Origin of the sequence: Candidatus Vicinibacter proximus, assembly GCA_016713905.1 — a bacterium.
Taxonomy (GTDB): Bacteria; Bacteroidota; Bacteroidia; order Chitinophagales; family Saprospiraceae; genus Vicinibacter; species Vicinibacter proximus.
Map to the genome: position 1 here is coordinate 162,028 of JADJOE010000002.1, position 16,252 is coordinate 178,279.

At 38.2% G+C, this 16,252-nt stretch carries 8 protein-coding genes and 1 pseudogene; all 9 read right to left on the bottom strand.

The window, feature by feature from the left end:
- Window positions 1-7 precede the first annotated feature (7 nt).
- On the bottom strand, window positions 8-1,195 hold the full coding sequence (locus IPJ83_07115; protein MBK7880311.1) for a hypothetical protein: 1,188 nt from the start codon (window positions 1,193-1,195) through the stop codon (window positions 8-10).
- 782 nt (window positions 1,196-1,977) lie between these two features.
- Entirely contained in the window at window positions 1,978-2,328 is a 351-nt protein-coding gene (locus IPJ83_07120) for a T9SS type A sorting domain-containing protein (protein ID MBK7880312.1), read from the bottom strand.
- A complete protein-coding gene (locus tag IPJ83_07125) occupies window positions 2,268-3,815 on the bottom strand; it encodes a hypothetical protein (protein MBK7880313.1) in 1,548 nt (515 codons plus the stop codon). Before IPJ83_07125 ends, IPJ83_07120 begins: the two co-directional genes overlap by 61 nt.
- Window positions 3,816-3,834: 19 nt before the next feature.
- Window positions 3,835-10,239 (bottom strand): DUF11 domain-containing protein, encoded by a 6,405-nt coding sequence (locus IPJ83_07130; GenBank protein MBK7880314.1) that lies wholly within the window; start codon window positions 10,237-10,239, stop codon window positions 3,835-3,837.
- Between the two features lie 200 nt (window positions 10,240-10,439).
- Window positions 10,440-12,422: a hypothetical protein gene (locus IPJ83_07135; protein MBK7880315.1), complete on the bottom strand. Its 1,983-nt coding sequence runs from the start codon at window positions 12,420-12,422 to the stop codon at window positions 10,440-10,442.
- 18 nt (window positions 12,423-12,440) lie between these two features.
- Window positions 12,441-12,527 (bottom strand): annotated as a pseudogene (locus IPJ83_07140) (SprB repeat-containing protein).
- Entirely contained in the window at window positions 12,505-12,816 is a 312-nt protein-coding gene (locus tag IPJ83_07145; protein ID MBK7880316.1) for a hypothetical protein, read from the bottom strand. The pseudogene IPJ83_07140 and the gene IPJ83_07145 overlap by 23 nt, the downstream one beginning before the upstream one ends.
- A gap of 41 nt (window positions 12,817-12,857) precedes the next feature.
- Window positions 12,858-14,537, bottom strand: a complete 1,680-nt coding sequence (locus IPJ83_07150) for a hypothetical protein (GenBank protein MBK7880317.1) — start codon at window positions 14,535-14,537, stop codon at window positions 12,858-12,860.
- 821 nt (window positions 14,538-15,358) lie between these two features.
- A complete protein-coding gene (locus IPJ83_07155) occupies window positions 15,359-16,147 on the bottom strand; it encodes a hypothetical protein (protein ID MBK7880318.1) in 789 nt (262 codons plus the stop codon).
- Window positions 16,148-16,252 lie beyond the last annotated feature (105 nt).

The window sequence follows — 16,252 nt, forward strand, 5'->3', positions numbered from 1 at the left end:
CATTGGTTTATCCGCAAATGTATACACGACTTGGTGCCAGACTTAAACCATAGGCTACGACCTGATCCAAAAATCCAACCGTGTTAGGTCCATATAAGGTCAAATCCACTAAGTCCGTTCCTGAACTATTGATTCTATATAATATGGCAACACGAGGAGTTCCTGTCGAACTAAGCCCTCCAACAGTATTCAAATAACCATTGGCGTCATAGGGTGCGGCATTGGTTACAATGCTTTGATTACTTCCTCCGGCACAATATACCATGCCATCTGCAGGGTCAACCTGAATGGCAAATAGATATTGATCAAAATCGATTGTGTTTCCATCCATAAATGTCCCCCAGCTTAATATCGGATCAATAATTAATGGAAGATTTGGATCAACTTTATGATTGGTTTTAAAACCCACAGATTTTCCGCCTTTTATATCAAATGAAAATTTAACCGGTTTCTTTCCATTTTCTGTAATTTGATAGGATTCAGGTACATTAAATTTTACTTTTGTGAATCTCAAACCAATATCCAGATTTCCATCTTTATCAACAGAAAGTTTATCTTGTCCTTCAAACAATAAATCAATATTTCGATAATCAGCTCCCGGATCTAAAATCCAGTCAAACTCTAAAGACCCATCATCATTACTGTATATTCTGATATCGATCCCTGTAAAAACATCTTCTAATGTTACGTCTTTAGCTGCAATAACTCCGGAAGTATATTGATTCGGATCGTTACCTAAAATATAGTTGTATTTTGTTCCAAATGTACTTCCTAAAACAGCCTTTACTTTTGGATTGTAATTGTTGAAATTTAAAGTAAATGTATGTGTACCTGTAAGCCTATTCTCCGAACTATTCGTGCTTCCCTCCAGGTGAACATATTCCTTCGCTACAAAACGAATACGGCTTTTTTCAATCAAGACGGTACCCTGTTTGCTTTCGAGGTAATACAAAATGTCATCGTTCTCTAACTGACCCTTATTCTGCATAAATCGAAGAACCTCGGCATTCTTTTTTAGGGTTTGCTTTACAATGGATTCAAGCGTTACCGATGACCCTGAATTTTTTTGTGCCCCAACTGATTCAATCAAACCAAATGTAAAAAAGCATAGAACAAAGCAATTCACTAATCTTAAAAGATAGTGAAAAAATTTATTTTCGTTGGTTCTAAAATCGAATAAAATTTTCGGATACATAAAAAATATTAAATGGAAGTAGACTAATTAAATAATTATTAAGGCTTACTTGATTGATCAAAATCATTGAATAATTCACCAGACTTATTATTTCATTTTTTTAGTAAAAAATGAATTTTGTACTGCGACAAACCTTAGATCCAATTTCTGAATCAACAAATTTTAACTCTGAAAATCGCATAAGAAGAAAAGGATTTGATCAAATCCTCCTAAGTGTTTAAGGGATATACCAAAAGGGCAAGCAAAATTAAACTATTTCTATTTATATATTATAATATTTTAATATATTTATTATTTATAATTTATATTTTATTGATTATTAATATTTTAAATATTTATATTTGTTGAGATTTATCTACTTTAAATTTATTATTTTTAAACAATTAATACTTTCGGTAACTCTACCACAGCCTAATTTGATATTCATAAGGGCAACTATTTTTTAATCAATTCAGCACAGCTCCCTATTTTATCGATCCTATTGAAAATACCTCCAGACTGATTATGAAAATTACATACTTACTAAATGAATTGATGAAACTATATAAGTAAATGCAATTAATTAAACATCCATAATTACATACACATTTCAAAAGCAAATTTTTTCCAAATCAAGTCAGTAAGTTTTAAATTCTCATTGAATTGTTTCTGAAATTTTACAGCTATAGAAAATAAAACGAACAATAATTTTGTCGATAAATCCCATTTGGCTAAAAATTAAAAACCCGGAGGAATAGATTTCCTCCGGGTTTTTAACATTAAATTGTTTTCAATTGATCCAACTATCTGGATACAGTAAATCTCTTATTGATCAATCCATTATTGGTTTTGATTTGAAGATTATATTGACCAGGGGTGAGTACAGATGTATTTATTAATTCACTGTACTTGCCTGCTTTCATATAATTTCCTCCGAATGGATTTACCAGAACACTCTTACCATGGTTGTCAAATACCCTTGACTCCAGCAATCCATTTTCTGATAATCCTATTTCTACTTTCAATAAGTCGTCTACCGGATTTGGATAGATCTCTATACTCAAATCTTTTCCTCGCTGAACTCGGATAGATATCACTTTGCTATAGTTGTATTTTCCATCTCTGTCCACTTGCTTGATTCTGTAATAATACACTCTGATTGGTTTACATTCAAATCATCCATTTCATAATCATGCCTGGATGCTCCTGTCTCAATCGATGCGTCTACCTGACCAATTGCTTTAAACTCTGTTTCACTTTCATGTCGCCTTTCTACCTCAAAGTGGCCATTGTTGATTTCCACTCCGGTTGCCCAATCAAGCTCAGTAAATTCTCCATTGTAATTTGCCTCAAAACTTAGCCACTCCAATGGAAGAACCTGATATACCAATCCTGCATCTATGGTCGGGAAGGCATCTCCGGTTTGAACCCTGTACATTCTTGTTGTTCCATATCCGTTCGTTCCATCCACATCATTGTCCACATTATCAGATCCTGTATGTGGTATGGTAAACCCAAAACTTACCGGCGCGGTGAATTTCACATAATAGTCTCCCTGTGCAACACCATCCAACATGTAGGTCCCATCAAATCCAGATGTAGCCTCACTTACCATCACCCCACCAGGTGTATACGCTGCAACCTTTACGCCCTGAACAGGTTCTTCATTTCCATCCTGTATTCCATTAAAGTTGCGATCCAACCATACTCGGTCTCCTAAGGTCGCTTTATCCTGGAAGCCTGCTCCTACATTCAAGATCATATCACCACTCAATACTGTAAATTTCCTGGTCGTATTCACACCAAATTCATGGCTGATGTCGCTGTCTTTATCTGTATTGCCTCCTTTAAATGGCTCTGATGCTGCTAAATGTCCTGGTCTTTCAAATTTAACATGATACATCCCAGGTTTTATGCATGCGAATTTATAATATCCGTCATCCGATGGTGTCGATGGATTGACAGCAGTCTTTAATTTAGAAACAACAGCTCCGCTCATTGCATCCACTAAATACACATCTAATCCATTCAAACCATTTTCTGTCGGATCAAAAATTCCATCTTTGTCTTTATCAAAGAATACTCTACCTCCGATCATGATACACTTATACAAACCAAGATCCCATGTTCTGTCATCTTCGCCAGGGCTGAGGTAAGTACTTGCAGTTGTTTGTGATCCATTGCTTCCATCTACATCACTATCCTTTGTATCGCTACCTTGATTTGAAGTAGTTTGATTCCACATAGGATGCCATTCAAACTTAGCATAGTAATTGCCAGGCATCAAATATTCAAAGAGATATTTTCCGGTTGCATCGGTTGTTGTTGTTTTTACAGGCAAACGAGTATCCGAATCGTAAAGTGTCACGACAACATCCTTTATTCCTTCTTCGCCAACTTCCTGCACACCATCTGCATCGCGGTCATGCCATACATAATCACCATATTTTGCCAGCTCAACCAATCCCGCATCCCAGGTACTGTCTCTTTCTCCCCATTGCAAGAATGTACATGCAGTAATACCACTTGGACTCACATCACTGTCTTTAGCATCATTGCCTCCCCTATCTTTAAAAGTAAATGCACAATTCGGCATATTGATAGGCAATGGATCAAATCTAAGGAAGTAATTATCAGACAATAAGAAGTCAAACTCATACTTACCATTTGCATCTGTTGTATCCTTCTTTTACGATACTGCCATCTGCACACTTGTACAGGTACACATGTACACCAGGTACTCCCGGCTCACCTGCATCCTGAACACCATCACCATCCAGATCCTTCCACACAAAATCTCCAATCCACGCAGTTACGACTACCTTTTCTGGGTCATGATCATCGGAATCCTCATTTTCTACTTGTCCATTTCCATCAATTACATCATCCCATGGATCATCATCATGAACTGCTCTTTCCCAGGCATCGTCTGTATTTGGTTTACTGTCTGCATCATCATTATCTCTTATGAGGTTAAATGTATCTCTCATCGTCCTGATCTCTGCATAGTTTTCCCAATCTGAAAGAGTAGGGTTGGCAGAAACTATCACTTTCAATTTCAAATGCAATTGTACACTGTCTTCCGGATACAATCTGGTACCATATGAATATTCCAATCTGGTTCCGTTTACACTCCAACCTGCATTTATAGCTGGTAGGAATTGGAAGCCTGCTGGAATGTAATCATTCACACCGATAGAAGATGAAACAACATTTCCCTGATTGTGGAGACTAATAATAAAGTCCACTGTGTCCCCAGGAATATAATATGGTTTTTTACCAGGAATCCATTTTCTCAAGGCAAAATCCACAACAGGCGGATCAGCAGGATCATGGTCATCTTCATCAATCGGCGGATTTTCATCGATTTCTCCATCTTCAGGAGGCCCGTCATTATCTGGATCATCATCCGGATCACTGTCTATGTCATCGCCTGGGGTATTCGTTGTATCCGTCACTGTAATTATTTCTGCAAAGTTTTTCCAGGCAGCTCTGTTGAACAAAGTAGGCCTAACCTTGAGCTTAATAACCACCTTGGCACTATCTCCAGGAATAACCTTTGGTGTATAAATTGTTGTGGCAATTCTGGTTACTGGATTGTAAGTCCATGTAGGATTGCTTGCCACATCAAAATCATACCCCGGAGCCAGGTAATCTGCTATTTCAAAATTTTGAGCACTGATACTTCCCTGATTAAATACAGTAACTTCAAATGGAATTACCTGATTGTATTTAATTGGCAATGGTCCTATATAGTTTTTCCTAAGTGCAACGTCAAAAATTGAAACACCAGCAGGATCATGATCATCTTCTTCTCCTCCTTTATCGATACTGGTGATATTGTCATCAGCTGCATCTCCTGGTTTGACTGCTAATTCAGCAGAACCATTTGATCCCGGACGACTATCCACATCAAATGTATTTACATTATTCCCCAATGTATCTTGTACATCTGTAATTTCAGCATAATTAATCCAGTTTCTATAACCACCTACAGAGTGTTCAAGTTTTAAAGTTATGTTGATGTCAAATGAATCTGTAGGATTTAAAGTGCCACCATAAGTATAGACTGCACCCTGTCCATTTACAGCCCATCCCGGACTTGCAACATATGAATATCCAATTGGAATATAATCCTGAATCCTCACATTTTTTACGGATTCATTTCCTTGATTGTAAACCCGCAACCTGAACACTAAATTCTGTCCATAACTATATGGTTGAGGGGTAACAACAGTTTTCTTTAATGCAAGATCATACAACTTAACATATTCCGGATCATTGTCGTCCTCATCCCCTGCTGCGTTTGTATCTCCTACTGTACCATTTCCTGCTCCATTCAGAATATCATCACTGCCAGGGAAATTTCCACCTTCACTATCCGGAATAGGTGATCCGCCCGGATCGTTGTTGTACACTGCATCCGGATTAGAGTCAATGTCATTGATTCCCACTTCATCTGCAACAGGATTGTCGGCACTGATCTCTATTTCTACGGTCCATGCATGTTTTCCAGTTGCTGGTTGTGAGGTAAGTACCAAATTGTACATATCCATTTCACCAGGCTTTATCGTATCCGTTACAGGTACAATATAAGTAGCTATTCTGGTGATGTTGTTGTAACTCCATCCTGCATTTGGTCCCGCTGTAAAAGCAAATCCCGCAGGCACAAGAACACTTAATGTGTATCCAGCACTGTTGATATTACCCTGATTCTTAACCTTGATTGGGAAATTGATCAACTCGCCATAACTGCTGATTCTGTCAACACTATTCTCTATGATAGTTGCCAAGTCAAAAACCCATGGTCCAGCAGGATCGTGATCGTCCTGTGAGCCAATTCCACTATCAGATATACTTGATATATCATCATCTCCAGGTTTACCAGGGATAACATTTTGTTCATTTGTTGTATTTGATCCCGGATCACTGTCCACATCATCTCCAGGTACTCCGTTTTCATCATTTGCTCCTGCAATTTCTGCATAGTTTGCCCATGATTTCAACGATGGAACTGCTACCATATTAAAGGTCAAATTCAAGGTCAGAGTCCTGCTGCCACCTGGCTGTATCGTATCTGTTATGGTCTTGCTGACTGTCGGGAATGCTCCAGTCCAGCCATTGTTTGGTGAGAAACTATATCCTTCAGGTATATAATCTTTTACCTGAATATCCTTAGCAGTCACATTACCCTGATTATATACTGTAATTTCAAAGGTATGGGTCTGACCGTAAGTGTACGGCTGACTTGCAGGATTAACCAATTTTTTACGTAACGCAAGGTCAAACACTTTTACGTATTCCGGATCATTGTCATCCTCATCACCTGCTGCGTTTGTATCTCCTACTGTGCCATTTCCTGCTCCATTCAGAATATCGTCACTGCCTGGGAAATTTCCACCTTCACTGTCCGGAATCGGCGATCCACCCGGATCATTATTATACACTGCATCCGGATTGGAGTCTATGTCATTGATTCCAGCCTCATCTGCAATAGGATTGTCGGCACTGATCTCTATTTCCACAGTCCAAGCATCTTTTCCGTTGGATGGCTGAGAGGTAAGTACTAAATTGTACATATCCATTTCACCAGGCTTAATCGTATCCGTTACCGGTACTACATAAGTGGCTATTCTGGTTATGTTGTTGTAACTCCATCCTGCGTTTGGTCCCGCTGTAAAAGCAAATCCCGTAGGCACAAGAACACTTAAAGTGTATCCTGCACTGTTGATATTACCCTGATTCTTAACCTTGATTGGGAAATTGATCAACTCGCCATAACTGCTTACATTATCTACACTGTTTTCAATGATCGTGGCAAGGTCAAAAACCCATGGTCCTGCAGGATCGTGATCGTCCTGTGAGCCAAGTCCACTATCAGATGTACTTGCTATATCATCATCTCCTGGTTTACCAGGGATAATATTTTGTTCATTTGTTGTATTTGATCCAGGGTCACTGTCCACATCATCTCCAGGCACTCCGTTTAAATCATTTGCTCCTGCAATTTCTGCATAGTTTGCCCATGATTTCAACGATGGAACTGCTACCATATTAAAGGTCAAATTCAAGGTCATCGTTCTGCTGCCACCTGGTTGGATGGTATCTGTTATGGTCTTGCTGACTGTCGGGAATGCTCCGCTCCAACCATTGTTTGGTGTGAAACTATACCCTGCAGGAATGTAATCTTTTACCTGAATATCCTTAGCAGTCACATTACCCTGATTGTACACGGTTATTTCAAAAGTATGTGTCTGACCATACGTGTATGGTCCTGTAGCAGGAGTTACTAATTTCTTACGCAAGGCAAGGTCGAAAATACTTATGATCGCAGGATCATGATCATCCTCATCTACAGGAGGTGCCTTCGTAACTTCATCGTCAGTCGGACCACCTGGTTCTCCACCATCATCGTTGGTTGGATCATCATCTGGGTCACTGTCGTAATCATTCCCAGGTGCTCCTGTAGAGTCCTGGGCAGATTTAATTTCTGCAAAATTTGTGTAAGCATCAGAAGAAGATGCATTTGCTATTAATCTTAAACGGATAGTTACATCTATACTCTGTCCAGGCGTTAGAGGCCCCGCTATTGTTCTGGTTGCTTGTCTATTTCCAGCTGAGTAAGTCCATCCTGCATTTACACCGCCTGCTATAAACTGATACCCTGCAGGGACATAATCCACCACTGAAATATTCTTAGCGGTTAAATTTCCTTGATTAAAAACGGTTATTTTAAAATCAACATCTTGTCCGTATGTATATGGTCCACCAGTGACTACTGTTTTACGTAGTGCAAGGTCAAAAATATTGACACCTGCCGGATCATGATCATCCTGATCACCTGCTTTGGTGATGTCTGTGATATTATTATCATTTGGACTTCCTGGTGTAACAGCTGTCTCCCCAGGAGTATTTCCATTTGGATCACTATCGACATCTTGAGAAGATACATCAGTTCCATTAACTGATTGCATACTTTTAATCTCACTATAATTTATCCAATTGGTGTACCCACCTGAAGTTCCTGCTAATCTTAGTTTCAAGATTACTTCAAAATTATCTCCCGGATTTAATTGAGGAGCATGTGTGTGCGTCACCAATGGATATGAACCGCTCCATATACCTGCATTATCCCCTGCATTGTAAGTATAACCAATAGGAATATAATCATTGACTACTACATTTTTTACCGGTAGAGTTCCCTGATTGTATACTGTAATTTTAAAATCAACTACTTGACCAACACTATATGGCCCAGCTGTTGCTGTCACTTTTATCAGGGCAAGATCATACACATTAATCATGGCAGGATCATGATCGTCTTCATCAATCGTACCATCGTCATTTACTAAATCATCAGTAGGACCTCCAGGTTGTCCTCCAATATCATTAATTGGATTATCATCAGGATTACTGTCAATGTCTCCCTGAAGGCTTCCTAGGGTATCTTGAGCAGATTTGATTTCACTAAAATTGATGTAAGCATTACTGTTACCTGGATTAGGCAAAGTTCTTAATCGAATGGTTATGTCCAAACTGTCACCAGGTTTTAATGGACCCGACACAATTCTAGATGCCTGTGACAATCCTGCAGCATAGCTCCATGCAGCATTCACTCCTCCTGCAATAAATTGAAATCCTGCTGGAACATAATCTACGACATTAATATTTTGTGCTGTAAGGTTTCCTTGATTAAATATTCTTATATTAAAATCAATGTCTTGTCCATATCCATATGGAGCCGGTGTAATAACAGTTTTCCTTAAAGCAAGGTCAAATAATTCTCCAAATTCGATACCCGGTCCTGCAGGATCATGGTCATCTTCTTCTCCACCTTTATTGGTACTGCTAATGTTATTATCATTGGTACGTCCTGGCAAAACTGCTCTTTCTCCAGCACCGTCACTACCAACCTGGCTATCAATGTCATCATTTGATCGATTTGCATTACTCAGGTCTTTACTTGAAGTTATCTCTGAATAATTAATCCATTTGCGATACCCTCCTGAAGTGTTTTCTAAGGTAAGTTTGATATCTACAAAGGCACTGTCACCTGGAACAATTGGTCCAGCTATCGTGTAATTAACATTTGGATATGCTCCGCCCCATCCCGGATTCAATCCTGCAGAAAAGGAGTAACCCGTTGGTATATAATCTGCAATTTTAACATCCTTGGCTGTTTCATTACCTTGGTTATAAACCCATATTCTAAAAGTTAATGGATTATTGTATTTAATAGAACCAGACACAAAAACTTTCTTTAATGCTAGATCCCATATTTTAATAGCTGCTGGATCATTATCATCCTCATCTTGTTGTGGATCATTTTTTCCATCCTCATTTATTTCATTATCATCGGCACCATCAATAACCACATCATTGTCATCATCAGGATTCATGTTGAATCTGCTGTCAATGTCTTCGGTTTGGGTAATATTTTTATCATCTTTAGCCGTTTTTATTTCAGCCTCATTATACCATGCTCTGTCTAAAGGATTACTGCCTGGTTGAACCACTAAATTTATGGTAACATTGACGCTTGATCCTGGATTAATACTAGGAATGGTTGTTGTCGCCATACTAATTCCATTGGTCCATATAGCGTTTCCTGGTCCAAATGCAAATCCAGAAGGAATATAATCCACCACAACAACATCACGGGCTTGAATACTACCTTGATTATAAACTGTGATGACAAATGGTACCACGCTACCGTATTGGAATGGACCAATGGCTGTTGTTGTTTTCTTTAAAGCAAGGTCAAATACTTCAATACCTGCAGGATCATGGTCGTCTTCATCTTCCTCTGGATTATTTTTTCCATCTTCTGTGATGACGTTATCATCCGGACTTCCAGGTTTAACCGCATTTTCTTTTGTAGAATTAGAATATGGATCACTGTCGATATCCTCGTCTGAAACTTCATCTGTACCTATAAATGCTTTTTTAATTTCAGCAAAATTGATCCAGTCAAAACTTCCACCCGAACTTGCAACGATGCGCAAGGTCAAATCTATTGTTTTAGATGCACCAGGATTTAAAACACCTGGTAATGTTCCTTCCAATTCATTGGCGGAAACTATCGTCCAATTAGGATCTCCTCCTTCATATTTTAATCCGGCAGGTAAGTAATCAGCTACCTTGACATTCTCAACAGCAGTATTGCCTTGATTGAAAACAGTTATTCTAAATGTGATATTATCACCGTATTTATAAGATCCAGCAGGATTCAGTATAACTTTCCTTAATGCTAAATCTATAATTTTTATATCGGCACAAACCGTATCCCGTTGATCAGAATTCCATCATCATTTACATCAAGAGTCGTTCGATTAAATAATCCTTCTCCACTTTGCGGTACGTTTGGATTATTTGTCCCACAAGGCGTATACATCTCGTCGCCAACACTTGCAGTTGCAACTAAATCAATTTTCACCTGTAATTTAACTTGGTATGTGTGTGTCGTTTGCTTTATAATATTTTGGTCATTTGCAAGATTCCACGGTCCAGATAAAGTTAAGCCTAATGGTCCTGGATTGGCCGGATTACCTGGTGCGGTAGAGGTATATTGAGCAGACAATACTTCAAAATCATTTTCTAATCCTGGTATGTCATTCAGAGTATATTTACCTGTAGCAAAACCACTATTGGTAACCTTTATAGTATAAGTCACATCATAAGTATTCGGGCCTTGTTTAACGACCACCGGACCAGACTTTTCATGATTGATAATGGGCAATTCTCCACAAGCTTCATCCCTTTCATCATTAAAATCATTAGGTGTATCGAGTATGGATAAATTATATAAACCGTTTTCTGGAATATAATCTCCCGGTGTAACTTCGGCGCAAGGTTTGTATGAGCCATCTCCTCCTGGAGGAGGCGTTCCTTTTAGATTTAAGGTAACAGAAATTGTTAAATTGTACACATGGACTTCTACATCCGTTATATTTTGATTTACCGCTAAATCATATCTGTTACTACCATCCAATGGCGGTGCGATTGAACCAGGATTACCTGGATTTCCAACAGCATTGGTGCTATATTTTATTGTATTAACTATTACGTCTTTATCAAATGCCAATGAATCTTTTAAATTATATTTTCCATTTCCTGTGCCAATATTGTCCACTGTGATTTTAAAAGAAACATCATAAGTATTCAAACCAGTTTGAGTGACACCTACAAATTCTTTAAAATGAGTTACGACAGCGCATCCAATCACTTGAACGGTATAAGTTGCAGTTGCAGTACAACCTGTCACCTTATCCGTAATCGTCACATGGTAATCATTTGTTATCAAAACATTATTAATAGTTGCAGTTTGATTGGTTCCAAGACCTGCACTCCACTGATAGGTATATTCACTTGGTAATTTTGGACTAGGATTGGCAGTCAAGATCACATTATCTCCTATACAATTCGGATTTGTTCCTGTTATATCTACAGTAGGACCTCCTTCATTAATAATACTTGTGGAGAAAGTCCCTGTACATCCATTTTTATCTGTAACTGTAACGGTATAAGTACCTCCGGCGAGACCTGTAGCAGTGTTGCCTGTTTGTTGTGGTGAAGTATTGCATAAATAAGAACATGGCGATCCCCCCCCAGTGGCTGTCACTGTGATGGTACCATTTTTCTTACCACATTGTTCGTTGGTTTTTCCAACCAAACTTGGAGTTGGGTTATTATTTACTTTCACTAATACTTGAGCTGTATCCTTACAACCTTTGGAATCAGTCACAATGACTTGATAATTTTGATCAGCTGTCGGTGAAGCATCTGGATTTTGGCAGGTTGTGCACGAAAGCCCGGTAGATGGACTCCATAAATAACTAAAAGTAGGTGTGCCTCCTGAAGTAATCGCTGTTAAATTGACTGAAAAGCCATTGCATATAACTGGATTCACTGGTGTAATGGTCACTTGAGGTTTAGGATTGACAAATACCTCCACTGAATTGGATGCTGTACAACCATTGCCATCAGTTACCACAACCGTATAAGTCGTTGTTGAACCAGGACTAACTGTTACTGCTGATGTAGTCATGCCACCCGGTGACCAACTATAGGTAATGGGTGCTGTACCTCCTGTTGCATTTGCTGTTAATGTAACGGATCCCCCAGCACAAATTGGGCTGGCTCCTGTTATATTTACAGAAGGTCCAGCTACGGTTCCAACAGTACCAGTGGCTGAACGAGAACAACCTGAAATGTCAGTCACAGTCACGGTATAACTGCCCGGAGACAAACCTGTGATGGTCTGGGTATTTCCTCCATTGGACCATGCATAAGAATATGGCGGTGCACCTCCAGTTGGATTTGCAGTTGCTTCACCATTTTTTACTACATATATCCGGGTTTGTAGTTACATTCACCTGAATATCATTAGGAGTTGCGTTTATCGTTATAGTATTGGTCCCAGTGCAACCATTCTTATCAGTAATAGTTACAATGTAAGTGCTCGAAGGAGCTGATGGCGTTACTTGAATTGGGTTTCCACTCTGCGCGGTACTCCAGGTAAAAGTATAAGGTGTTGTTCCTCCACTACCAACAGCGGTTAAAATTACTTTTGTTCCTTCACAAACATTGTTCTTATCCGAACTCACTGTCACAGATGGACTCGGGACTGGACTAATGGTCACTTGAGAAGTAGCCGTACAACCAGTAGTTGTGTTGGTAACAGTTAAAGTATAAGTACCTGCTCCACATTAATGCATCGAGTTGTCTCCAATGTACTCCAACTGTATGTAATATTTGCGGCAGGAGCTTGTTTTGCACAGATTTGCGTCGTGGTGGCCCCATTACACAATCCAGTGGCTCCTGTGATACTGCCATCTGGAAGATCGTTGACTGTTACAGTCACTTGTCTAGAACCAGAACAAGCATTTATTCCATTATCTCCGTTCTCAGTTGTACTAACGATTAGTGTATAGGTAGTAGTAGTAGTAGGATTCGCTGTAGGATTTGCACAAGTTGTACATGACAAACCAGTAGCTGGAGACCATAAATAAGATAGAGGTGCGTTTCCACCAGTGATGGTTGGACTTAATACCACACTTTTACCCTTGCAAATAGCCACATTGGGTATACTTACTGAAGGTGTATCGCAAATTTTAAAAGTTTGGGTAAAGTTTGATTCACATCCCAAACTGTCTTTAATGTTTACAGTGTAGTTAAACATACCTGCTGTAGATGGGCAAATAAGAGCGTTATAAGCTACCGAATTACCATTAGGATCTTTCCAATTGACATTATGTGATCCAATTAAACCACTTGGAATCGGACAATTAAATAATGTGTCTAATTTTATACAAGATCCCAGACATTTCTTAATGCTATTATCACCCAGTTCAGCTTTAACTAAACAACAAAAATCAAATTGGTCAAACTTAAAATCGACAGAAATAAAGTTTGTATTCATATACAAAGATATTTTGTCGATATCACACCAATTGAACCCATTGGCCACAGTAAAATCAAGCAATGAAAACTCTTCATCATAGTCACCAAATCCGGATCCAGGCATATTTCTGGAAATAGTACCGGTGTTTCCACTACCATCTGTTATAGTCACAGTCATTGTCACACCAGATTGATCGGCAAAATAATTATAAAGTCTAAATCCAGCAGTAGCATCTGGTTTACCATTGGGGTCGAGGCAATCACAGATTCCATCCCAATTTAATTGATTTGCCCCGGTACCACCGTAGACCAATTCTGTATTGGATTCATTCCCTTCATCATTGCTACTACTGTAAAACCACTCATTAAAATATGGGCTTGTTATATCGGACTCTTTCAAAACATCGGCTCGGGAAGTTAGGTCACCAACCACGTACCAAATATTCATCGTACGCTTATTTCCGATCAAACCACCTGCATTTAAGCCGGTAAAAGTTTTAGTTTCAAAAATGGGGCCACCTAAGATTGGAGACTTGACTTGCACTGTTTGTTGTGTAGTACCATCTGGTTCATCAAAATTGTCAATGATACGACACTTGGTAAAAGTAGCTCCGTCATGCACTATAACCTTAACCTTATCTACCAAGGTAGTACAGCCAGCCTTTTCTGCTGTAATAGTAACTACTTCAGTAACAGTAGGTGTGTAGCTCATAAATGTGCCTGCAGGACCTGTCGCCATTTTTAGCAATCCAGAAAAAGATCCAGTCCAGGTAAACTTAATACCAGTAGGAGCTACGTTTAGTTCTGCAAAAAGATCTACAGTACCGCCTTTACATACTTCTATCATACCTCCGGCAGAAAGAATTGTAGGACATGTTTGAGCGTGAAGTCTTTGGAAACTTGATAACAATATCAGAAAAACCAAAGAAAAAGAGTAAAAAAGTAACTTTAAATAATTCATATGGCTGTATACTTAGTTGATATAAATTTTTAATTTATCAATTCTAAAAATAGTAACCAACATCATAAAATATACAGTAATCCTAATTCATGATTACTGTAAAACATCATAATGATGATAGATTTACTTTGTTTCAGATTTACAAATCAATCGTTAAGCAGAATACACAAGTATACAGTTTATGCATACAAGCAGATTTGATTGACAATTTCTTGCAAACCAATAATAACATGACCCAAAACTCAAAAGATGAACATCATCTATTGAAGTTTCAAATTCAAATCCATAAAAAGAAAAGGTGGGAATCTAAATGCTGTAGGATTTCATTCTTCAGCACAAGCTAGGAACCTGCCCTTTCTCATTCATTCTGTTTCTCAGGAGGTTTGGAACAATAATCATACCACATTTCCAAAAATTTGGCACCATTATGGTATTCCTATACAAATTCGGTGTCATTCTTAAACACTGCTTGTATAGAAAGGCAAAGTAAAGACAAATCCAATACATATTAATATTATTTTTAATATATTTATATTAATATATGTATTTAATTGTTTTTCAATACTATATAATTTAATTAAAATTAGGTTTAATGGACAAAAAGTAGGCTGTTTTTGAGTCATTGCTCTGACGTGGACAAAAAGTAGGCTGTTTTTTTTTACGGAAGGATTGAGAATTTAACTAGCTTGATTTATTTTGCTGCGTCTAGTTAAACAGAACAGGCTCTGCTGGAGAGCAACCTACTAGGGATAAACTAGATGGCTGACGGAATGTCTAATGGGTCTTTATTAAGACCCTTTTTTTATTCATTCTAGAGGCCATTATGCCTTCAAAAACTCATCTATCATTTTGATCTTTTGAGTAATTCCTAATCCATTATGTACCCTGAGTTTATTTTTAAGATCTGCAAATTGACCATCTATTGAATTGGTAGTTTGTGGTATTCTCATATGAAGGTTTTCATAACTTACAAATAACCAAGGCAAATTCTTTTTCAAGCTTTTATATGCACTTCTCAATCTTTTGTGAACATAACTTCTTTTGTTTGTAATTTCATCAATACTTTGTTCATTTAAGAACTTCTCCCATCGACTATGCCATTCACTCAATGAACCTTCAAAGCTTTCTCTATCTGTTCTTGGCAGTAGACTTCCAAGCTGTCTAAGTTCCCGTGAGGCCTGAGTTCTGGGTTTTCTGGTCAAGTATCTAGTGATTATTGCTATTTGATGAAAGTGGCACATTTGTGTTGGGATTTCTCCAAATCCACCTAATAATCCTCGCCTTCCATCGCATACTATAGCTCTAATTTTAAAGCCTAATTCTTCAATATTTTTTATTCCTTGTCTGTACAAGTTAACTGTTTCATATTTAACGTACTGCTTGTATATGTTCTCTCCCGTCCAAGCGTCTTTAAATAACATAACACCAAATTCCCTACCCCAATAGGTTGTGTCCATGACTATTACAATCTCACGAATTTGTTTCGCTGGAGTTTGGATTTCAACTTTAGATAAAATCCTTCGTATTGTCCTTTCGCTCTTTTTGTATTTTTTACTTAGTTGAGATAATGTCTGTTTACCATAAAGGTATTCATGCCATATTTCTTCAATTCTAAGCCTGTCTCCCCCAATAAATTGGCGATTACATGTTAGGCATTTAAACAACTGTTTGTTAAACCTCTTACCATTCTTCTTGGTGATTTTACTGCCGCAATG

Coding starts and splice junctions, on each gene's coding strand:
- IPJ83_07115 (MBK7880311.1), bottom strand. CDS start 1,195: ATGTATCCGAAAATTTTATTCGATTTTAGAACCAACGAAAATAAATTT.
- IPJ83_07150 (MBK7880317.1), bottom strand. CDS start 14,537: ATGAATTATTTAAAGTTACTTTTTTACTCTTTTTCTTTGGTTTTTCTG.